This is a genomic window from Eubacterium sp. ER2, from assembly GCF_000765215.1.
Classification (GTDB): domain Bacteria; phylum Bacillota; class Clostridia; order Lachnospirales; family Lachnospiraceae; genus Claveliimonas; species Claveliimonas intestinigallinarum.
In genome coordinates this window covers 1-20,660 of record NZ_JPJE01000014.1, presented here as the reverse complement: position 1 = coordinate 20,660, position 20,660 = coordinate 1, and the positions used below count along the sequence as shown (strand labels likewise).

The 20,660-nt window shown below is 42.8% G+C and carries 22 protein-coding genes and 1 pseudogene; 21 read left to right on the top strand and 2 right to left on the bottom strand.

The genetic code is table 11. The features are described from left to right. The first annotated feature begins 408 nt into the window (after positions 1-408). From NI21_RS0105710 to NI21_RS0105680, 6 genes are all read left to right on the top strand, one after another. Complete coding sequence (locus NI21_RS0105710) at positions 409-999, top strand: hypothetical protein (protein WP_033125290.1); 591 nt, start codon at positions 409-411, stop codon at positions 997-999. A 584-nt stretch (positions 1,000-1,583) separates the two neighbouring features. Beyond that, positions 1,584-1,871 (top strand): hypothetical protein, encoded by a 288-nt coding sequence (locus NI21_RS0105700; RefSeq protein ID WP_033125288.1) that lies wholly within the window; start codon positions 1,584-1,586, stop codon positions 1,869-1,871. 51 nt (positions 1,872-1,922) lie between these two features. Continuing rightward, positions 1,923-2,795, top strand: a complete 873-nt coding sequence (locus tag NI21_RS0105695; protein ID WP_033125287.1) for a DUF5688 family protein — start codon at positions 1,923-1,925, stop codon at positions 2,793-2,795. 44 nt (positions 2,796-2,839) lie between these two features. Continuing rightward, the gene (locus tag NI21_RS0105690) at positions 2,840-3,313 is read left to right on the top strand and encodes a JAB domain-containing protein (protein ID WP_052083968.1); all 474 of its coding nucleotides are present in this window, start codon (positions 2,840-2,842) and stop codon (positions 3,311-3,313) included. A gap of 154 nt (positions 3,314-3,467) precedes the next feature. Beyond that, entirely contained in the window at positions 3,468-3,812 is a 345-nt protein-coding gene (locus NI21_RS0105685; RefSeq protein WP_052083967.1) for a type II toxin-antitoxin system Phd/YefM family antitoxin, read from the top strand. Next, a complete protein-coding gene (locus NI21_RS0105680; RefSeq protein ID WP_033125286.1) occupies positions 3,809-4,165 on the top strand; it encodes a type II toxin-antitoxin system RelE/ParE family toxin in 357 nt (118 codons plus the stop codon). Before NI21_RS0105685 ends, NI21_RS0105680 begins: the two co-directional genes overlap by 4 nt. 115 nt (positions 4,166-4,280) lie before the next feature. Here the strand turns inward: NI21_RS0105680 and NI21_RS0105675 are convergent, their stop codons facing one another. Further along, entirely contained in the window at positions 4,281-5,141 is an 861-nt protein-coding gene (locus NI21_RS0105675) for a serine protease (protein WP_033125285.1), read from the bottom strand. A 566-nt stretch (positions 5,142-5,707) separates the two neighbouring features. Next, positions 5,708-5,938: a helix-turn-helix domain-containing protein gene (locus NI21_RS0105670; RefSeq protein WP_033125284.1), complete on the bottom strand. Its 231-nt coding sequence runs from the start codon at positions 5,936-5,938 to the stop codon at positions 5,708-5,710. Positions 5,939-6,095: 157 nt separating this feature from the next. Between NI21_RS0105670 and NI21_RS0105665 the strand changes: the two genes are divergently transcribed. From NI21_RS0105665 to NI21_RS0105595, 15 genes and pseudogenes are all read left to right on the top strand, one after another. Further along, positions 6,096-6,407, top strand: coding sequence for a hypothetical protein (locus tag NI21_RS0105665; protein WP_197052607.1), 312 nt, complete (start codon positions 6,096-6,098; stop codon positions 6,405-6,407). 1,374 nt (positions 6,408-7,781) lie between these two features. Beyond that, positions 7,782-8,033, top strand: a complete 252-nt coding sequence (locus NI21_RS0105660) for a hypothetical protein (RefSeq protein WP_033125283.1) — start codon at positions 7,782-7,784, stop codon at positions 8,031-8,033. A 36-nt stretch (positions 8,034-8,069) separates the two neighbouring features. Then, positions 8,070-8,465: a hypothetical protein gene (locus tag NI21_RS0105655; protein WP_033125282.1), complete on the top strand. Its 396-nt coding sequence runs from the start codon at positions 8,070-8,072 to the stop codon at positions 8,463-8,465. A 6-nt stretch (positions 8,466-8,471) separates the two neighbouring features. Continuing rightward, a complete protein-coding gene (mobP2, locus tag NI21_RS16045) occupies positions 8,472-9,698 on the top strand; it encodes a MobP2 family relaxase (protein WP_052083966.1) in 1,227 nt (408 codons plus the stop codon). Positions 9,699-9,803: 105 nt separating this feature from the next. Beyond that, on the top strand, positions 9,804-10,706 hold the full coding sequence (locus NI21_RS0105645; RefSeq protein ID WP_052083965.1) for a ParA family protein: 903 nt from the start codon (positions 9,804-9,806) through the stop codon (positions 10,704-10,706). Positions 10,707-10,722: 16 nt separating this feature from the next. Further along, the gene (locus NI21_RS0105640; RefSeq protein ID WP_033125281.1) at positions 10,723-11,715 is read left to right on the top strand and encodes a ParB/RepB/Spo0J family partition protein; all 993 of its coding nucleotides are present in this window, start codon (positions 10,723-10,725) and stop codon (positions 11,713-11,715) included. 226 nt (positions 11,716-11,941) lie between these two features. Next, positions 11,942-12,313, top strand: coding sequence for a hypothetical protein (locus tag NI21_RS0105635; RefSeq protein WP_033125280.1), 372 nt, complete (start codon positions 11,942-11,944; stop codon positions 12,311-12,313). Beyond that, positions 12,300-12,890 (top strand): hypothetical protein, encoded by a 591-nt coding sequence (locus tag NI21_RS0105630; RefSeq protein WP_081957991.1) that lies wholly within the window; start codon positions 12,300-12,302, stop codon positions 12,888-12,890. Before NI21_RS0105635 ends, NI21_RS0105630 begins: the two co-directional genes overlap by 14 nt. Before the next feature lie 5 nt (positions 12,891-12,895). Beyond that, positions 12,896-13,521, top strand: a pseudogene (locus NI21_RS15850) (recombinase family protein). Between the two features lie 243 nt (positions 13,522-13,764). Beyond that, positions 13,765-14,142, top strand: a complete 378-nt coding sequence (locus NI21_RS0105620) for a hypothetical protein (protein ID WP_033125278.1) — start codon at positions 13,765-13,767, stop codon at positions 14,140-14,142. 457 nt (positions 14,143-14,599) lie between these two features. Continuing rightward, on the top strand, positions 14,600-14,740 hold the full coding sequence (locus NI21_RS0105615; RefSeq protein WP_156111850.1) for a hypothetical protein: 141 nt from the start codon (positions 14,600-14,602) through the stop codon (positions 14,738-14,740). A 57-nt stretch (positions 14,741-14,797) separates the two neighbouring features. Then, positions 14,798-17,374, top strand: a complete 2,577-nt coding sequence (locus tag NI21_RS0105610; protein WP_033125276.1) for an ABC transporter permease — start codon at positions 14,798-14,800, stop codon at positions 17,372-17,374. 13 nt (positions 17,375-17,387) lie between these two features. Next, positions 17,388-18,065 (top strand): ABC transporter ATP-binding protein, encoded by a 678-nt coding sequence (locus NI21_RS0105605; RefSeq protein ID WP_033125275.1) that lies wholly within the window; start codon positions 17,388-17,390, stop codon positions 18,063-18,065. 4 nt (positions 18,066-18,069) lie between these two features. Beyond that, on the top strand, positions 18,070-20,208 hold the full coding sequence (locus tag NI21_RS0105600; protein WP_081957988.1) for a peptidase domain-containing ABC transporter: 2,139 nt from the start codon (positions 18,070-18,072) through the stop codon (positions 20,206-20,208). A 54-nt stretch (positions 20,209-20,262) separates the two neighbouring features. Next, positions 20,263-20,454, top strand: coding sequence for a hypothetical protein (locus NI21_RS0105595; RefSeq protein ID WP_033125273.1), 192 nt, complete (start codon positions 20,263-20,265; stop codon positions 20,452-20,454). Positions 20,455-20,660 lie beyond the last annotated feature (206 nt).

Here is a 20,660-nt window from a genome sequence, read left to right as displayed (position 1 = left end):
AAACAGACGAACAGATATTACAAGAAATGAAAAAACTGAATTTAGTAATGTCAGTTAAAATATATATCATTTATTTTATTATAGCCATGATCCGACTGATTTCAGTAGTGGGTTTTTTTGTTACAGCTTTTTTAGATATGATAAATAGGTTTAAGATTTTAGATTTTTATCGAAATAATACAGACGGGTATTCATCGCAATTTATTTCTTTCCCATCATCTTACTTTACTTTTAGTAGTTTACAATTACGGCTTCTCATTTTGATTATTGTTTCCCATATCCTAATGATCGTTATCGAAAAAAAACGGAGGTGATAGCAATGGGATATATAAAAGGGATGTAGTATGAGAAATGAAGCTGTAAATTGTCATCTGTGTCGTAAAGGGAAAGCGACAGAAAGGAAGAATTATGAAAAAGAAAGTATTATCTTTGTGTGCAGTATTCATGATATTATTTGCAACTGCGTTTCAGTCATATGCGGCTGATGACATCGCAGAGGGAGAGAAAAATGTAAATGATTACGAGACCCTGGGAGAAATGATACAGGATCTTGATCCGGCCGCATATTATTCTTTTAGTGATAATATACGGTTTCAGATGAATACGATAAAGCTTGAAGACATCGAAGAAGGAAATGAAAGTATACAGATGGCGCCTACTAATAGGCAGATTATATTACCCTATGCTGCCGCAATTAGCAGTGATGTTTCAAGCTCGGGAGTCGGTCATCTGGCATATTCCGGTACATTAGAGGCTAGTGAGGTCTCTAAATCCTTATATTTAGGTGCAACGGCTAGTGAAAGTATAACAGGTACGGTTGTATCTGCTATGGGTAATACCAGATATAATTCCACAAAAGTAACTGTGGCCAATGCAAGGACAGGTTTAATTTCTGGACGGAGATATCAAGTATATTTTTACGGCGTTGTGGAAGCCCCTGCAGGGTACTATCCGCCTTCGGGAGTTGTTACATCAACAAAATATATTAATATCTTATAAGTCTGTGTAGATGAGAGTGAGATTTTTAGGTGCCAGAAATGGCACCTTTTTTATTGTAGAAAAAAGATAAAAAGGAAGGAAGAGGGAAGCCCTTTTCCCCTGGTGCCATTTCTGGCACCTTTTTTTATTTCCAGAGGACATGCAGTCCCGGGAGGGCAAAAGGGCACTCCCTCTTCCGGAATACCGGAAAAGATCCGGTATCTTCATGCAAGAAACACCCCCAACCCCTCTTACATAAGAGGGGCTTTGGCTTGTTTGTGGCAGTCCGGCTTCACGGGCAGATGTACACATCCATCTCCATCCCTGCTTTTTTGTCCGGCCCCGCACCGTGCTGCAGGTCCCTGCAAAATCTGTTGCCTGTTTATTCCACCCGGGAAACGGTATCTGCGCATGTGCGTTGGACGGGTGCCACACCCCGGTCCGGAAGTCAAGGGACTTTCGCGGCATAAATGTCCTGCGGACACATATTCCACGTTCCCTTGACTTCCAGCCAGGAGTGCGGCTTATGAGGTGCCAGACAACAGAATGTTGCAGGAACCTTGACAACTTCATAAGCTGGACCGGCCAAAAAGGAGGATGGAAAGATGGATGTTGAAATCATTTCGTGTGAAGTGGATCACGGTATCGTAAAGATACTGGCCGTTGATGTCTCCGATCAGAACCTGCGGAGACTGGAACGGCTCCGGGATGATGCTTCAGAAACAATCGTTGAATTTGTGTTTGACACTGTCCGGAAAGGAGATTATCTCTATCTCCGGAGCTGGCTGAAAAGCCAGAAGGCAGCAAGACAGGCAAGGACCTGGGGCGAAGCCCTGGCGGCAGTCACAGGAAGCATCACAACAATCAGTACAAGATACAGGAACTGGCAGTAGCCGGTTCCTGTATTTATATACAATATTCATACAGAAAAGGAGAATGGAAAGATGAAAAGAATGAAAGAGGAAATGGTCAAGAGAGCAGACAGGCTGAACGCCCTGTTGCAGGGAAGCGGAGTCAGAGTTGAGTATGTGGAAAAAAACCATGGGAACCAGCTTATTGATGCCTATATGGTGAAATACAACGATAGCAAGGTGATACCAAGTGTATCCTATGCACCCAGGTGGTACGACCTGCCGGATGAGGAGGTGGCTGCTTATCTGGAAGAGCTGGGAAAAAAGGAGGTGAGTGTTGACCTGGATAAGTATATGGATCCGGAGTATGTCCGTTCTCATGTATATCCGCTCATGATTGGAGCCTCCTGCAGGGAACAGGTTGAAAGAGGAAATTTCCTCTACAGGCTGCGGGATGACTTTCTCATCATGTACTATGTGGAGGTGAAAATACAAAACGGGCCAGGCCCGGATAGCCTTGAGGATGGCACGTTAAAGCTCACTTATCCGGTGTTCAGAATGACGGGGCTGTCCGAAGAGGAACTGCATACCCTGGCTTTTGAAAACATGGCCAGGCAGACGGAGGTAATACTTCTGTCAGATGCGCTGAGAGGCATCTTTGAGCCGGACACGGATACACAGGTCCTTCCGGTGTACGTAGTGACAGGCAGAGACAGGGAATACGGCGCTGCGGGAATCCTGTGCAGCTCCGTTTACAGGCAGCTTTCCGCTGCGTTTGGAGAGAAATTTGTCGTTCTGCCGTCCTCCCTGCATGAATGTCTGGCTGTTTCCCTGGCGGATGTGGAGGACCCTCTTTTCTACACGATGATGGTACAGGAAGTGAATCATGAAGCTGTGAGAAAAGAGGAATGGCTGGCTGACCATGCCTACATATATGACGGCAGGAACATGACAAGGATAGAATAGACTGCAGGCCGGGGGATCCATTCCCCCGGCAGAAAGGAGAGAAGATGATCTTATATAATACAGTATTGAGAGAAAACAGGCCGGTACTCATAAAAGAGAAAAAAATAGACTTCATGGTGTCCTGTATTTCCAGTCCGGAAACCGTCCATCAGATCTGCCGGGACGTGCTGAGAATTACGGACTATACAGAAGAATACGCCTATGTATTCGGGCTGAATGGCAGGAGCAGGCTGCTCGGGATTTTTGAAGTATCACACGGGATCACGGATGCCGCCATGATCCGCCCGAAGGAAATCATGATGAAACTTCTTCTCATGGGTGCATGCCAGTTCCTCCTGGTACACAATCATCCGTCCCAGGAGCCGGATCCGTCCAGAGAGGACCTGCGGGTGACCCGGCGTCTCTGTGATGCGGGCAGGCTGCTTGGTCTGGATCTTCTGGATCATATCATTGTGACCCGGGAGGATTATTACTCCATGAGGGAACACAAAAGATATATGTTTGAGGAGGAAAAGTGATCCTAAAAGGAAGGTGCCATTTCTGGCACCTTTCCTTTTTTGAAAAAACTTGTATAAAAGCACAACTTATTGTACAATATAATATATAAAATAATATATAGAATTTAAGCAATATTTTAATCATTTGTAAAAGAAAGTAAGGAAAGGTGATTGTATGGTACTGACAGATTTTACTGACAAGCTGGTGTCCATTACCGATCTGAGTAATGGAAAGGCAGGGAAGATCTGCACGGACGTGACAGAAAACCACACGGAGTATGTGATACTTAGAAACAACAGGCCCACGGCTGTCATCATGTCCCTTGATGAGTACAGGGAAGTATCCGAAAAGGCACGGCGGCTGGAGAAGCTGTTGGATGAGATCGAGACAGCATCCCTGCTGAAGCTGGCCGAAAGCAGAAAAAATTCTGCAACCACATCCTTTGAAGCCCTGGTGGAGGAAGAAGGAATGACCATGGAGGACGTGGAAGCACTGGAAGCGGGTGTGGAAATCGAATGAAGTGGGATGTAAGGATTACGGAAGAGGCAAGGAAGGAATTTAAGAAGCTGGAAGGGAGTGTTCGAAAACAGGTACTGGCCGGAATATCCAAGGTGTCAAGAGCGCCGCTGCCGTCCCCGGACGGATATGGCAAGCCCCTGGGAAACAAAGGCGGTAACAATCTGACAGGCTTTTTTAAGATCAAGTACAGGGGAGTCGGGATACGGGTGGTCTACACCCTCAATCTTGAGGCCCATGTCATGAATATCGTGGTCATAGCCCAGCGTGATGACAATTACTGCTACGATCTTGCCTGGCAGATGTACGAGAAGTACGGTGCAGAGATCTTCCAGGACATTTTTGATAAATTATAGAAAATAAAAAGTAATTTATGAATTGGAAGAGCGTATATATAGCAAGAGAAGGAAGGTGCCATTTTTGGCACCTTCCTTCTCTTGCTATGTTTTTTTACGATATGTATGTGCTGCATTAAGGCGCAAGCCGTCTATTTTGCAGTAAATTGGCTACAGATCCGGAAATCCTGGTTGCAGTATTGAGGATACTGGTACTTCCAGAATGTATTCCTATGACGCTACTACCGAAAAGTACAGGTGCCCCGCTATCTCCTGCAAGAGTGTCAATACTGTGTGTAAAGTAATTACTGTAAACATTGTATACATCTCCAAAGCTGTGAACCATCTGAGTATGATAATCTTCAGGATACCCTATTGATGCTACTACTGAATTAGGAATAACATTGCTATTCCAGCCAAAATAGCCTGTTGAATTACCTACATTATTGTTTAAGTCGAAAACACCATAATCATATTGGCTGTCGTCTTGCGTAACAAAATCCTCACAAATGATGATATTTCTTGCGGTCAGAACACCATAGGGAATATGTCCTGGATTATAAGCGGGATAATACTGAATAGATTGTGCAGCCCCTCCCCTTTCTGCACTGTATAGATTGTGTGCAACGGTCGCCACATCATTAGGTCCGAACATCCAGCCAGTCCCGGTAGTAGTGACACCATTTCTCCAGGTGGTTCTTATAAGACCAACTTTTGGATAGGGATCATAAGAGGTATCAGATACTGGTATCCGGTCATCAATACCGATGATCAGTCTTGGCTGTTTTGCCCCGGCAGGTGTATACCCCGCTGCCTCCGTTTCTGTTGCAGTATTAGAAATAGGAATGATCTCTTCTTCTCCAGTAGAAAGATTTATTGACACATAATTTGTACAGTCATCCTCGTTCGCCTGTACAGGCATACTAGCAGAAAAAAGCCCGAGCAGCATAGCGAACACTATAGAACATGCAAAGATTTTTTTTGAAATATTTTTCATATCGTTACTCCTTTACTTCTACGCTGTAAACATGGCGAAGTGCAGGAGGATTTGAGTCAGTCATTTGTCCATCATATTTCACTATCACGGTCATTCCTATTTGAAAAGCAGTATCTGAATGTAGCTTACGGATGGACACTAGTATTGGAGGATAATCTATAGGATATTCGTCCCGATCGACCATCAAATAACTCGCATGAACTTCTTTTACAATCCCTGTCATTTCGTAGTATTCTGTTTTCGTAGTGTCAGTTGAACCATTTCTATTAATTTTATTAAAGAGAACGCAGAAGAAAACTACAACAAATAGAAGAAAAAAGCATGTCAGTATCTTTCATTTTTTCATACAATGCACCTTCTTTCATTTGGATTTTGGGAAAGAAAAGCTTGATATTAATTAAGAATATCATAGCATATATCCCTGCTATTACAATGTATTAAGGAAAAATATTTTAAGAGATAAAATGATAAAAGGCAGGAAATTTCCTGCCTTCTATTATCTTTGAGGTATTGAAATAGATGTAGTGTCTATGCTACCATTGTTACTAGATGGAAACAATGCTGGCTCAATCCCTAAAAAGTTCATCATAGCTGACGTTGAATACTTTCTGTAGTGCTTTTAAGTCACTTGCTTTTATATTTCGACGGCCAGCTTCTATATTGGCGTATGTACTGCGGGACATGGTACTACCGAGCAGCTGCATCTTTTCAACGACCTGCATCTGTGTCATATTTCTGGACATTCTGATCGTCTGCAGATTACGTCCGAGAGGTATATCCTGTAAAATCCATTGCATAGGTTTTCTATCTCCGTTTGCCACTATTTAGAAACTTTGATTTTAGTATATTTTCCGTTTGAGATATTCTTGCCACTGATTAGAAACAATATTCCAAAGGACATCTGTATTTTCAAGAGTATATAAGCGGGAGCTGTAGGAATGAGGAAGAGCATTTATGATGAATGATGAAGAATTTAAGGAATTGGTAATGATCTGTATAGATAAGATGAAGGATGAGACGATCTTTGAGCTGACCAAAAATGACGAGCAGTACCAGAGAACGACCGAGGAGGAAGGAAAAGCGGATAGAGCTTATCTTGATCTGTACTTGGAGCCCGAGCAGAGAGAAGTCTGCGATCATTTTATCGAGTGTCGGGATAAGCAGTGGGATGAATACAGCACGTTTGCGTATATTGCAGGACTGAGGGATGCCTACAGGGCCGAACGGCTTTTCTTCCCGAAAAAAAAGGAGGGTGACGAGGCATAGATCCTTCTCATAAAGGGGAGGATCTGATCCAGGGAGAAAGTAGTGATCTTTATGCTCTATCAGCTTCCCACCCAAACTCCCCCAACCCCTCTTTCTCCCCCAAAGAGGGGCTTTAGCTTGCTGGAAAAGGAAAACGCCCCGGAGCTTATCTCCGGGGCGTTTCGTCTGGAGAGCTGGCCTAGGAGGCCTTTGAGGCTTTCCTCTTACGTATTGTATCCAGCTGTGAATTTATTAAGTAGACGATTACATTCGCCAATACGTAGAGGAATACTTCCTGTAGCGTAAGCATATATATCACCTCCCGGTAAATTTGAAACAACATTAATAAGTTACAAAAAGAGCATAGCATAAACGAAAAACGGTCGATTTTCTGCCGTAAGTTTAAAAAGCCACCTGTAGAAATGCACGTCCAAAGCGGAAAAAGTGTCCAGAGGCAAATGATACAGTATAACACAAAAGTGAATAAGCCGTTTTTTCTCAGATAAAGAGAGGAGCGGCTGCGGGAGGTGTCACAGCCAGCCCGGGAGGTAAAGGGTAAAATGCACGTCCGCAGGGCGGCCGCCCTTGACCTGCCGGTCCGCCCGTGACGGATGGACAGACAAGAGCAGAACAGCAATCTGTGCTGTGCTGCTCTTTCTTAATAGTGCCTTTTCTATTTTTCATGGAATATGCCGTAGGACGAAAAAAGACATTCCGGGATTATCTTTTAGAGAATTTACGAGTATAAAAAACGAGTTGGGGACATATACTTGCATATGACAGGCGGATGTGCTATACTGCCTGTAGGCAAAGAAAAGATATTATGCTTTGTTCCACCAGGAGCAGCGAAAACCCCGGAGATGGCACTCTCCGGGGTTTTCTATTCCGTTAAGGGTGGCTTAGGCCCAGGCTAGTTACCGTCTACTGATCGCCATCTAACCATTTGATGATGTAGTGGCAGGCTACACCAGCCGTAACGGCGATAAGAAAAGATATTACATATTCCACCAGAAACACCCCCTTCCTGTACCAGTGTAGGGGCGGTAACATGAAGAAGTATAACACAGGGGGAGCCCGTATACAATGCCATCATGGAAAGATAAGCGCAGGACAGCACCTTACAGATGCTGTCCTTTTTCATACTGGAGCCCCGGAAGGGGCATTTCAGATAAAAGGTGCCAGAAATGGCACGTAAGGAGAAGAGCTGCACCCGGAGGCAAAAAAAGAGCATAAGGGAAAACTGACTGCACGCATGCGTGCAGCCCAGGCAAAGCCTGGGGTTTTCTTGGATGCAGTGGAGAAGTAATGTATATATAAATGACTGTAAATATATATAAATATTGTCCTTTTCCTTTAAATATGTTACTGTATTTATAGCTGATGGAGGTGCTAAATATGGTGATCACTTTACGGAACGTGCCAGAGGATGTGGCTTTTAAGCTGAGCAGCTTGGCAAAAAAGAAAAATCTGAGCAGAGAGCAATATATTAAAGATCTGCTTGAACAGGCGGCGCTGTCGGAGGATCTCATCCGGACGCAGGACCGCTATGAAAATCTGGTGCGTGATATGGCGGAGGTAGTCTCCTCCCTCCACGCCTGCATGGAAGAAAATAATCTGCTCCTGCAGAGGGTTGTAGAAAAATTGTAGGTGCCAGAAATGGCACCCTTAAAGAAGGAGAAGAGCATGCGGAAATTATTTGAGCTATCGGAGCAGGAAGTGGCCCTGCTGGACAGGGTGAAGAAGGAGCAGGAGCTGGGAAGCGAAGTGGCCGCATTACGGTATATCCTGTGCCGTTATCAGGAGCAGGAGGATCAGAAGGAACTGATCAAGGAAGCGATCCAAACCTATGAAGCAGAGGCCAAGGGTTTCCATGAGAGGCTCAAGTGGTCCTCTACCATGGCTGAGAGGAACACGACTATGCTTCTGGACGTGGCCAATACCTTTCTGTTCCAGCAGGGGATTGAGGATTGTATCCCTGTGGAGGATATTGAAAGCCCTGTGCTGGCACGGTCAAGGGATATTTTGAAAAGGAAGCTGGCTCACTTTAAGCAGCAGAAGGATAATCGCAGGAAAGGATAGAAGCGCATGGATACAAAACCAGGTGTTGTGGTGGTCACTAAATTTTGCCGGCCCGGATCAGATGCGTACCAGAGCTATGTGGATTATATAGACCGGAAAAATGCCAAAATTAAAAATGGCACAAAAAGCTGGAACTTATACCAGGATTATATGGGAAATCCCGAAAAGAGCACGGGACTTTTTACCAGGCATCAGGACGCCCTTACCAAGCAGGATAAAAGGGGGCTGAAAAAGCTCTTTGAAACAGCCCAGGAAAATGGCTCCCTTATGTGGCAGACCGTTATTTCCTTTGATAATAACTGGCTTGCTGAAAATGGCCTATACAGCCCGGAGGACCATAGCCTGGATGAAAAGCGGATCAAGGAGATCACGAGGAACGCCGTGGAAAAAATGCTGAAGAAGGAAGGCCTTGAAAATGCCATCTGGTCAGCTGCGATCCACTATAACACAGATAACATCCATATCCATGTCGCAACAGCGGAGCCGGTCCCACAGAGGCGAAAAAAGGAGTTTCCTGTGTACAAAAGCGGCAAGAGCCGGGAGCCTCTGCTGGATCAGGCCGGACGGCCCGTGACACACCTGGAATATGTGGGGCGGTTCCAGTACAAGAGTATAGCTGCTTGTAAGAGCACCGTAGTCAATGAGATCCTCCGGACAAGGGAAGTGAACTATCAGATCAATCATATGATACGGGAGAACATCGTGGCAGGAAAGAAAGACCTGCACCGGGACCCGCAGCTGCGGGATCTCTTCCTGGAGCTTTACAAGAACATGCCGGATTGTGACAGAAAGCTGTGGAACTATAACAACCCCATCATGGCGGACAAAAGAGAACTGATCGACAGGCTGAGCAGTCAATTCATGCGAAGGTACAGGGAAGATGAATTGAACAGTCTGAAGCAGGTCATCGCCAGACAGTCCGAGGCATATCAGAGAGCTTATGGCCGGACGGACAGAAAATACATGGATAATAAAATAAATGATTTGTATACACGCATGGGAAATGTTATCCTTAAAGAGGTAAGAGAATATGACAGGATGAACCGGAGCGCCCCTCCGGAGGAAAAAGGCTCTGGAAGAAGGACCGCATCACGGGGAAGCCTCCTTTTTGTGATGAGGCAAATGAATAATAGCATGAAAAATACCTATGAAGACTATTTGAATGAACGGATACATGAAGCCTTACTGCAGGGCAGGAGTATAGATGAAATAGATCTTCCCGGCAGAGAGTAAGGTGCCATTTTTGGCACCTTAAGTTTTACCGCTTTCTTGACAAATGACTGCAAATGCGGTATAATGTTAGTGTAATAAATAATACATCTTTAAGGAGGTTAAACAATGGGAAAAATGAAAGTCTGCGCCATGCTGAACAATAAGGGGGGTGTGGGGAAGACCGCATCTATCACTACATTGTCAGACATGCTTGCGCACAAGGGAAAAAGGGTCCTGGTTGTCGATTTGGATCCCCAGGGGAACACATCGGGCATGTTCAATCCGAACATGGATTTTTACAGCATGTTCCTCAATATCTGGAATGGGGAATGGAAAAACAAGGAGCTCTATTCTGTGGAGGACGCACTCATGGATCCGAAGCTGGATATCCATAAATGCATCATCCGGACCAACTATGATAATCTGGACATCGTGCCATCCTATCTGACGCTGGCGGAAGTGGAAAACAGGCTGCAGGCCGATATCACAACGCCACAGCAGTTCCGGCTCCGGATGCAGCTGGAGAAGGTAGAGGATGAATATGATTATTGCCTGATCGATTGCTCGCCATCCATCAATATTTTAAATATCAATGGTCTGGTGGCTGCGGATGAGGTCTACATACCTACCAGGACGGATGGAAACTCCTGCCTGGGTATTGCAATCTCCTACAATCTGATCAATACCGTACAGTCCTACAACCCGAGGCTGAAGGTGGCAGGGATCTTCTTTACACAGTTTAACAAAAATAAGAGGGTTTCCAGAGAAACATTCAAGTTCTTATATAACGTACTCCCGGACAAGGTGCTGCTCCCCATTTTCATAGGGACATCCAAGCTGCTGGAGCAGAACAGCTTCCAGGCGGAGCCGCTTTTGGAGCTGGACAGCAAGAAAAACCCCAGCAGTGTGACAGAGAGCTATTGGAAGCTGGCCGAGTATATCATGGCAGAGGACAGGGAGAGCTTTTTAAATTCTGATCGGCTCCAGGAAGAGAGAGCCTTTGTAAAGGAAGTTTTAGAAGAGGAATAGAAAGGATGACGGATATATGGGAAAGTTTAAGATCCCTATGGGTGGAGAAATAGAAAAAAAGATGGAAAAGCCGCAGGGCGGTATTGGAACAGGACTTTTAAATGGGGAGTCCACAAAAATGCAGACTGTCAAAATGGAGATTGAATATATCAAGATTTCGGATATTATCCCGAACAAGAAAAATCAGTTTTCCATGGACGGGATTGAGGAGCTGGCACAGCTTATTGACCAGAACGGACTGGAGCAGCCGCTTGTTGTACGAAAGGATGGAAAGGGCGGCTATGTCCTGCTGACCGGACATAGAAGACTGAAGGCGATACAGATGCTGCAGAAAGAAGGCAAGTGGGCTATTGACAGTGTACCCTGCGTGGTGAAAAATCTGGATGATATCAAGCTGCCGCTTTCCGAGGACCTGAAGGAAAATCTGGCGATCTTGTCCACGAACCAGACAAGGGAGAAGACGGAAGCTGATAAGCTGCTGGAGTACCGGATGTTTACCGAAATCTATAAGGAACTGAAGGCACAGGGAGTGACCTGTATCCCCGTTGGCGTGGATCAGGATGGCGAGGAGGTTACACAGGAGCTGAAGGGCGTGAAGAAGAGGGAATTTGTCGCCGGCGCCATGGGCGTATCTACTGGCCAGATCAGCAAGTACGAGACCGTAGAAAAAAAGGGTGTCGAGGAGCTGAAAAATGCTATGCTGGATAACAAGGTCAATATCCAGACTGCAGAAAAGATTGCCAAGATGGAGCCAGAAGAGCAGAAGGAGATCCTTGCCAAAAATGACGTAATTAATTCTGACACTCTGCTTGTTCATGAGAAGAAAAAGGAAGAGAAGCAGAGCGGGAAAGAGGAGAAGACAGAGGAGCACAAGATTGACGCAAGAACATGGGCGGAGGATATCAAAGAGCTCACTGCCGGGATCGAGAAAAAGGCGGTCTATCTGGACGAAAAGCAGTACATGAGCTATCTGAAGGCCTTAAGAAATCTTGAAAAATTATTAGCGTAAAGGAAGGGTGCCAGAAATGGCACCTCCTTCCATAACAGCAGGATAGTGGCGACATAACAAAAGTGTGTACACAATTCAAAAAAGGAGCGGAAAGCCGGGAAAATAAGTAGACATAAAAAACGCTGCTTTTTTGAGTATCCTTTATTGTCTTACAATACCGGTGCGTTTTGTACGTAAAATTCTTATTTTTCGTATAGATTGGAACGAAAGGAACGGAGGACGTTATATGGCGAAAAAAAAATCATCACAGTATACGGTCACAGCCGCCTTGAAATATCTGCAGAACGAAGTGCTGCAGATTACAGGCTATACAAAGACAATGTATCAATATAAAGCCCTGGATTATTTTCTGTCTGGAGACAGAAAAATTGATGACCGTTTAAAGATCACCGCCCGGACCAATCCCCTCTATGTCCATCGGGATGTGAGAGATCAGATCTATCTGGATCCTGTGCAGCATCAGGAGATTAAGAAGGTGGCAGAAGCAGAGGGAGTGAAAATTTCGGTGGTTCTATTCCAGGCTGTGCTGAACTACACGTGTATCCAGGCTAATCTTTTAGGAATAACAGGACGGATTATTAATAATGACAACAAATGACATTCAACATTTCTTTTTACGTACATATAGAGTTCTGAATAAGGAGCTATACCATGGCATGCTGCCGCTTCCGGATTTTCTGATTGTTCAATCGAAAATTGAACGGAAAAATGAGTGGGGGCTGATCTTTGGAGGAACGATCACGATACGGATCACTTATGACAGTCTGATGAAAAGCATCGAGCAGGGCACTATTCTGCAGGAGCTGCTTCATCAAATGGTCCATATCTATTGCTACATATATGAGATTAAGGATACTACTCGACAGGGACGCTATCATAATGAGAATTTTCGCAAGGTAGCTAAGGATTATGGTCTTATTGTTCAGCCAGACCTCAAATTTGGGGCGATCGTTACGGGATGTCAGGAGCAGGTGAGAGAGCTCCAGCAAAGTCAGCTTCCAGAGTTTGAAAGCGATGTACAAAAAGTGAAAAAGCTTATACAGGATAGTGATGGACAGGCACATGCCTATATATGTCCTGCCTGTAAGAGAAAAGTGACAGGAGACAAGGACACAAAAGTTATATGCGGGTATTGCTATATGGAAATGATAGCCTTTAGGGAAAGGGAGGCATAGGGGACATGAAAATATATGGATATCATAGAGTATCCGGTCAAGGCCAGCATCTTGACCGTGGTATTTTCCAGATCACACAATACTGTGATGAGCATGGCCTGCGATTAGAAAAAATTTATTGTGACAAGGCTACCGGAAAAAATTTTGATCGTGCAGAATATGTGAGGTTGAAGCGCCGTGTAAAAAAGGAGATATTATTATCTTTACTGAGGTGGATCGGATTGGACGGGACCGAGATGAAATCCTGCGGGAATTGAGATATTTCCAGGAGAAAAAGATAATAATATGGATCTTGGAGATCCCCACCACTCTAATCGATCCATCCAAATATGAAAGCTCTATGGTCTCTTTGATTATGGAGATGGTCAATCAGATCTTGATAGAGGTCTTTTCTGCCGTGGCACAATGGGAAACAGAAAAGCGGGCGAAGAGACAGAGAGAGGGCATCGAAGCCATGAAGAAGCGGGGAGAATGGGAACGGTATGGAAGGCCCCGCAAGCTGGATAAAGAGGCTTTTTTACAGCTTTACGAAGCATATAAGGATACTCCGGAATGGGAAACGGCTGTCTGTGAAGAGGCCCATATATCTCGTGCTACATTGAAAAGATATATGAAGGAATATATGCCATAATTAATACTGACACTGGAGAAGGAATTTTTTTCTCCTTTGATTGCTTTGCGCAACATACAGCGGTGCCAACGGCATGGCCCGGATGCCGGGAACCCATGGGGCGGCGGGGCACCGGGGCAAGTGTCAGCTTGGAGGATATTCCAGCAAATAAGATATTTAACTTTGTGCCACAATTAATATTGACACACCCCTGGTATTGGTGTACAATGGTGTCAGAATTAAAAAAGGCACGGAGGCGGAGTCATGGATGAAGTGATCTATTTTGTGTTACAAAAAGGTGTCGAAGACAACAAGGCAGCTGCGCAGAAATTATCAGAGCTATTATCTAATGTGGGTGTATCCTGTGAGATTAAGGATGATGTTGTTTTGCGTATAGCTTTGGATACAGAACAGTTTCAAAATGTAACAAAGAGAAAGGCAGGACAAAAGAAGAAAATTATGGGCTTTAAAAATGTTATGCCGGAAACGTTTTTAAAGGAGTACGAGGAGAAGGGGGTTGGCTTTCTGGAAGAAAAATATCATATATCAAGGAGAACGGCGTACCGCAGAGTTGCTCAAGCGAGGGCATATCCGGGGGAAGCGTATTGGTACAGGTATGACGAACATGGAAATTTGCGTTAAAAAAGGATTAGCATAAAGCTAATCCTTCCTCCAAACATTAAGCCGTCACAGCCGTCGTGAATGTGTAGCAGAATGATACAAATAGTACAAGGGGCTATGATTTACATTCTACTAACTGACTGTAATTATAGCAGACTTTACTCGTGTGTCAAGGTGCCATTTTTGGCACCTCAGAAAAACATTAGAAGTGAGAAAGAGTAGAAAAGAGTGGCAGGGCTATAATCATTATGTTTGTGATGATGATAACCACAGGAGAGTGGGAACTTTTTCTAGGGTTTGGAAGTGTGGTTACTGCCTTTTTTGTTTCGACAAATAAAAGTGTGAAAGAACTGTATGAATATAATTTTTGGAATTTTATTGAGTTGACTATAAAATTGTTGAAAAATATAATATGAAGATGTACAATTATATTAACAATAACCAGGATGGAAATATAGTATGGAAGGAGGTGCTGATTATGAAAAAACTGTCTAAAAAAGAAGCCAAAAAAGTAATGGGTGGAAAGAAGTATCACTGTGATTATTGCAGTTTTTCCACAGACAGTCATGATGTAATGGTTATGCATTATAAGGGACTGCATAATATTACATGGCAGTAACTGGAGAACTGAAGAACCATGGCTAAAGGCCATGGTTCTTTTACATAGGGGGAAAATATGAATATCATTTATAAACTGACATGGCAGTATATGAAAAAAAATAGGAAACGCACAAAGGCGACGATTTTGGGAATTGTCTGTACTCTGGCCGTCCTGAGCGCCATCTATTTTTTCTCCCAGACTCTGTTAGGCGCAATCAGAAGCAGTATTATAGACGAGCAGGGCGGCTATCATGCCGTTTTCCACGAACTGGATCAAGAGCAATATTTGAAGTTAAGCCAGGACAAAAAGATCAAGCATGTTCAATTGGAGAACTGCAGTAGCCATGATGGGAAAAGTGCTTTGTGCGCCAGAGTGGAACTGAAGAAGGTGAACTGGCTTATTTTTTCGACTACACAGAAGATAGCAGAACAGCTTGGAATGCGACAGCTTCCGGAAAATGAAAGGACAGAATTGCCATACCGGGTGTCCGGGAAATACGATGTTACATATCATATGGAGCTTTTGCAATATTATGGCATTAACCAGGTGGGGAAATTTGGCGTGGGGGTATTAATCAATTTAATTCTCTTTCTCGTAATGCTTATGGGAAGCGTTTTAATTTATAATGCCTATGCCATCTCGACATTTGAAAAACTAAAGTATTTGGGAACGCTTGGCAGTATTGGGGCCACCGACTTCCAAAAGGCAAGCGTGGTCTATTGTGAAGGCATCCTGGAGGGGATAGCAGGCATACCTGTAGGGATTAGTGCAGGGGTGCTGCTGGTAAAAGGCATCATCCTTGCTCTTCGGAAGCTTTTCTTTTATGAAGATACGCTCCTAGTGACCGTGACGGTAAAGGAGATACTCCTGCTTGTTCTTCTCGGATTTATCATGATCTTTTTCGCCTGTCTGTTTCCGGCGTGGAAAGCTGTCCAGGCGTCAGGATTAGACCTGGCTGTGCGCCCTTATACCATAGGGATAAAAATCCGCCAGAGGACGAATTTACTCGGAAAACACCGTATATTGGGGACGGTAGGGATGCTGGCGGCAAAAAACATCTGGATACGCCGGAAAAATTATATATCCAATGGAATACTGATTACCCTTAGCTTTTGTGTAATCCTGGATGGGGCGGCTGCCATGCGGGGGATCAACGGGGACTACTACCCAAGGGATGACCGGAGGCGTGAGAAATTACAGCTATGGGCAGAATTATATACAATGGATCAGGATAAAATCGAAAAATTCTATCAGGAAGTAAAAGATCTCCCGGAAGTCACTTCCGTTTCACTGGAACGAAATCTGGATTGGGGCGGGATATTATTACAGCCCGGACAGATCCAAAAGGACTTGCAGGAATTTGAGATATCGGGTGTAACTGGCTTTGGTGGGCTTTCACGGGAAGAAGAAATGTCACAGATTAAGGGTGTGAAGGATATGCACTCAGGAAAATGGATAGAGGGATATTATCTGCGTACGGTGATTGTTGGGTTAGATGACAATACGTTCCAGAATTATGTGGAAGCGGCGGGCTGTCAGATCCCGCGTCAGACGGGAGGGGCTTACTCCGTGCTGATAGAAGATTATGAAGAGGTCCTGACTCCCCAGGGCGTGGATCAGCGGAGCATCCTGGATTTGCGTCCGGGAGATAGCTTATCCTTTTATTACAGCAGATATGGGGATATGGAAGCCTATACGATAGGAAAATGGTATAGCGAACTTGATGAAATAAGACAGGGAAATTTTACGGTAATAGGGACCACGCAGGCCCCCCCGCCGTATCCTTATTTCTCTGGTATGCAAGATAATATAGATGGCTATCAGGAAAGAACGCTGGGTATTTGTCACATTTATATGTCTATGAGTGATTTTAAAAAGCTGCTGAAGGACCCTGCTTATCATGAGACTTATGGAGAACATCCAACGGATACGTATGCTTCTAATTATGAAAGCAAAAGCATTGCAACTTATGTAAAATTCGAAATAAAAGGGTCGAGAAAAAACGATGAGAGCGGCTTATTAAGCCAACTACTGTACGGAGCAGAGTCATCTTCTCAAATGGAAAAGGAGAAGCGGATAGGAGAAAAAATCAAAAAAATTGCCGAGGATGTAGGGCTTACGCAGGGAGAAGCGGCGGATTATAATTACATGCTTGCGGACGGAAGGGTATTGCCGGAAAATGACACCTTTGTTTTTAACAGCCGGCTGCTTTGGCAGAGGAACCAGTACTTCCATTCGGAAAAATTCTTCCAGCTGATCCTGGGATATGGGCTGGTATTGTTGATCACAATACTGTCTTTAACCAATATTTTCCAGAATATTTCTACATCTATGAGGATGCGAAGGAAGGAGTTTTCGGCTTATCAGTCCATAGGAATGTCTCCGGCTTCTTTAAGAAATATGCTGCTTTTCGAGGCCGCCATATATGGGGTGAGCGGTTGCCTAGCAGGCATACCACTAAGCTTTCTTCTCCTGTATCAGGTATACCTTAGTTTTAAAGTAAATTATGCGCTCCGCTGGGAAATGCCGTGGGATATGGTTCCTGTACAGATCGTGTTTGCAATCCTAATCATTGTCGTACCTGTTGTTTGTGCCATGTCCCAGCTGAAAAATTTAAATATTATAGACTCCATCCGGGATGAAAATATGTAAGGGGGCAGATAAGATGGAAGTGTTAAGGACAGAAGAGCTGACAAAAGAATATGGCTTTGGAGAAAATAAAGTCATCGCATTAGACCATGTATCCTTTTCCGTGGAAAAGGGAGAATTTGTTACGATCCTGGGCCCATCCGGATCCGGGAAGTCCACGCTGCTCCATCTGGTCGGCGGCGTGGACAGACCGACACACGGGCAGGTCTTTATAGGCGGGCAATCCATTTACAAAATGAAAAACCGGGATCTGACCGTATTCCGCAGACGGGAGATTGGACAGATTTATCAATTTTATAATCTCATTCCCGTGCTGGATGTAAAAGAAAACATCAGCCTTCCCGTGCTTTTGGATCATAAGAAGGTGGATCAGGAGGAGCTCCAGAAGCTGTTGGAGATACTTGGACTGGAAAAGAGGGCCGACCATCTGCCAAACGAACTGTCGGGAGGCCAGCAGCAGAGGGTGGCGATCGGGCGGGCGCTGATCAGCCAGCCCCAGTTGATTCTGGCTGACGAACCTACTGGAAATCTGGACCAGAAAAACAGTTTGGAAATTATCAATCTTTTTAAAGAATTAAACGAGGTCTACAAACAAACTATTTTGCTGATCACCCATGACGAGAAGATTGCCGGAAACAGCAGCCGGACTATTCGAATTGAAGACGGGAAGATCATAGAAGATATAAGGCGGTGAGAAAATGCGGTTTCGTGGAGTCTATCAACATGATACAAGGGATTGTGGAGTCGCATGCTTGGCTACAATCTGCAATTTTTATGGATTAAACGTTCCATTATCTTACATTCGAGAGTTAGAAAAGGTGAATATGAATGGATCTAGTATCTATGGAATTTGCAAAGCTGCCGAGGTACTTGGAATGACAGCGGACGCTTATCAAGGAGAAATCGAAGATTTACTTTCTAATGTAAACGAGACAAAGGAAATAGCAGTTCCATTTATAGTGCATACCATAAAAGATGATCTTTATCATTTTATGGTCGTAAAAAAGATAAGCACAAAATCAGTATGGCTTTTTGATCCAGATGAAGGAAACAGAAAAATAAAATTGGACGAATTTGCAAAGATCTGGACAGGCTATTTTATTGCTTTTCAATTGACGCCTCTTTTCAAAAAAGAAAATTTAAAAAAAGGAGCTTATCAAAATTATTCCTTATTATTTAAAAAATATAGAAAAGAATTTTTTACTATTCTGGGAACCTCTTTGTTAATTGCGGGAATTACAATAGTAAGTACCCTCATTTTCCAACACATTATTGATCATTTTATGATGCACCCGAATTATGAATTAATGAGGGAAGTGAATACGATTTTCGCTATCATAATAGGTCTTTATATCTTAAGGTTGGGGATTTACCTTTTCAGGAGTATTATCGTAGCCATGCTTTCTCGCAATATAGAAAAGGATTTTCTTGAAAATTTTCAGGAAAACCTACTCAAAGTACCGTTGTCCTATTTTGACAGCCGAACAAATGGTGAAGTGCTTGAGAGATTAAACGATATTGAACATATCAAAGAAACTCTATGTTCAACAATTATTAATATTATTTTGGATTTAGTTACTGCTATAACCTCTGGGATTATTATATTAACAAAAAGTCCTCCATTATTTATGATTACGTGCATTATTATTATCGTTTATATTATCGAGGTATTATGTTTTAATAAAATATTTTATGGTACTAATCGAGAAATTGCGCAAAATCATGGAAATATACTATCTGTCTTTAAGGAAACCATTGATGGATTTACTACTATAAAGTCATTTGTTGCAGAAAATTTCATTAAACAAGAGAATAATAAAAGAATTAAAAAATTGATAAATTCTAATTATAAGAATTCAAAAATTTCATTTTTTAATCAGGGACTCTCTTTATCGATAGAAGCTATCGGAATTATAGTTATATTTTGGTGTGGGTTTTCCTTTAATTTGAAAGGATTTATAACAATTGGAGAACTACTGGTGGTGTTAATATTAGCACAGAATATGTTAATTCCAGTCAGAAGTTTAATAGACACACAGGATAAAATCCAGAGATTTATTGTATCCATAGAAAGATTAAATGACGTTATTTATAAAACGAATACAGAAAATATTAAAAAGGCTAATGAAAATAAATGTAACAATATTGATGTAGAAGTCAAGAACTTATATTTTTCATATGGCTATTCTGATGAAACATTAAAAAATATTAATATTGACATTACGAAGGGGAGTAAAGTTGCTTTTATTGGGAAAAGTGGGAGTGGGAAAACAACGTTGATTAATTTACTATTGGGTTTGCGTAAATTAGAAACGGGAAGTATTTCCATTTGCGGTGAAAATATAAATAATATTGACCCTGATACTCTGCATAAAAAAATTGCATATGTGCCGCAAGATATCTTTTTGTTTTCTAAAACTATTTTAGACAATTTGCTTTTGGGAAGGAGCGGTATTTCTGAAGAGAAACTGGAAAAAATCATACATGGTTGCCAATTGGAAGAAATCATTAATAAGAAAGAAGATGGATTATTTACCGTTCTTTCTGAAAATGCTCATAACTTATCGGCTGGTGAGCGCCAACGGTTAGGAATAGCCAGAGCTTTACTTCAGGATCCCAATATTATAATATTTGATGAAGTAACAAGTAATTTAGATGTTATTACTGAAAAAGAAATTATTGATATGATATATAAAAATTGCCAAAACATTACTTGTATTTTTGTTGCACACAGATTACAGACTATCCAGAAATGTGATGAAGTATTTGTTTTTGATGCAGGAGAAATCACAAAAGTGGAAACGCCAAGATCTTTGATGAAAGAGATTGAACAATAAAATTAAGACTACGGAGAATGTCTATAAAGTCCATACTTATAACAGGAGGTTCTAATGAATAAAAAGTATATTGAAGATCAGTACCATCTGGCGTTGCTTGATTTTAAGACCGCCCAAAATGAGGGTGAACAGTGGGAAGCGAGAAAGACTATGGCAAGATTGGAACGGATTGCTATGCAGGAATATGGATTTGCCTATGCTGACCAATTACACGAAAGAGAACTAAGTCAATCCAAAGTAAATTAGTAGTAAAATATGGTTGTATGTCACGGTGCCAAAAGTGGCACCTCTGGAAAAGTATTTAGCTGTCTTTAAAGCTACACCTTATAAGTAATTAAAAAGCATTGCGTAAAACGCAGTGCTTTTTTAATAAATTCGTAGTTCACATTGACTTTCTTGAAAAAAGTCTTGTCAAAGACAAAATCAGAAATTATAATTATCAAAAAGTATAC

Coding starts and splice junctions, on each gene's coding strand:
- NI21_RS0105615 (WP_156111850.1), top strand. CDS start 14,600: ATGAAAAAACTGTCTAAAAAAGAAGCCAAAAAAGTAATGGGTGGAAAG.
- NI21_RS0105655 (WP_033125282.1), top strand. CDS start 8,070: ATGCGGAAATTATTTGAGCTATCGGAGCAGGAAGTGGCCCTGCTGGAC.
- NI21_RS0105710 (WP_033125290.1), top strand. CDS start 409: ATGAAAAAGAAAGTATTATCTTTGTGTGCAGTATTCATGATATTATTT.
- NI21_RS0105675 (WP_033125285.1), bottom strand. CDS start 5,141: ATGAAAAATATTTCAAAAAAAATCTTTGCATGTTCTATAGTGTTCGCT.
- NI21_RS0105700 (WP_033125288.1), top strand. CDS start 1,584: ATGGATGTTGAAATCATTTCGTGTGAAGTGGATCACGGTATCGTAAAG.
- NI21_RS0105610 (WP_033125276.1), top strand. CDS start 14,798: ATGAATATCATTTATAAACTGACATGGCAGTATATGAAAAAAAATAGG.
- NI21_RS0105665 (WP_197052607.1), top strand. CDS start 6,096: ATGATGAATGATGAAGAATTTAAGGAATTGGTAATGATCTGTATAGAT.
- NI21_RS0105620 (WP_033125278.1), top strand. CDS start 13,765: ATGGATGAAGTGATCTATTTTGTGTTACAAAAAGGTGTCGAAGACAAC.
- NI21_RS0105605 (WP_033125275.1), top strand. CDS start 17,388: ATGGAAGTGTTAAGGACAGAAGAGCTGACAAAAGAATATGGCTTTGGA.
- NI21_RS0105635 (WP_033125280.1), top strand. CDS start 11,942: ATGGCGAAAAAAAAATCATCACAGTATACGGTCACAGCCGCCTTGAAA.
- NI21_RS0105685 (WP_052083967.1), top strand. CDS start 3,468: ATGGTACTGACAGATTTTACTGACAAGCTGGTGTCCATTACCGATCTG.
- NI21_RS0105680 (WP_033125286.1), top strand. CDS start 3,809: ATGAAGTGGGATGTAAGGATTACGGAAGAGGCAAGGAAGGAATTTAAG.
- NI21_RS0105600 (WP_081957988.1), top strand. CDS start 18,070: ATGCGGTTTCGTGGAGTCTATCAACATGATACAAGGGATTGTGGAGTC.
- NI21_RS0105595 (WP_033125273.1), top strand. CDS start 20,263: ATGAATAAAAAGTATATTGAAGATCAGTACCATCTGGCGTTGCTTGAT.
- NI21_RS0105670 (WP_033125284.1), bottom strand. CDS start 5,938: ATGCAATGGATTTTACAGGATATACCTCTCGGACGTAATCTGCAGACG.
- NI21_RS0105695 (WP_033125287.1), top strand. CDS start 1,923: ATGAAAAGAATGAAAGAGGAAATGGTCAAGAGAGCAGACAGGCTGAAC.
- NI21_RS0105640 (WP_033125281.1), top strand. CDS start 10,723: ATGGGAAAGTTTAAGATCCCTATGGGTGGAGAAATAGAAAAAAAGATG.
- NI21_RS0105690 (WP_052083968.1), top strand. CDS start 2,840: ATGATCTTATATAATACAGTATTGAGAGAAAACAGGCCGGTACTCATA.
- NI21_RS0105630 (WP_081957991.1), top strand. CDS start 12,300: ATGACAACAAATGACATTCAACATTTCTTTTTACGTACATATAGAGTT.
- NI21_RS0105660 (WP_033125283.1), top strand. CDS start 7,782: ATGGTGATCACTTTACGGAACGTGCCAGAGGATGTGGCTTTTAAGCTG.
- NI21_RS0105645 (WP_052083965.1), top strand. CDS start 9,804: ATGGGAAAAATGAAAGTCTGCGCCATGCTGAACAATAAGGGGGGTGTG.
- mobP2 (WP_052083966.1), top strand. CDS start 8,472: ATGGATACAAAACCAGGTGTTGTGGTGGTCACTAAATTTTGCCGGCCC.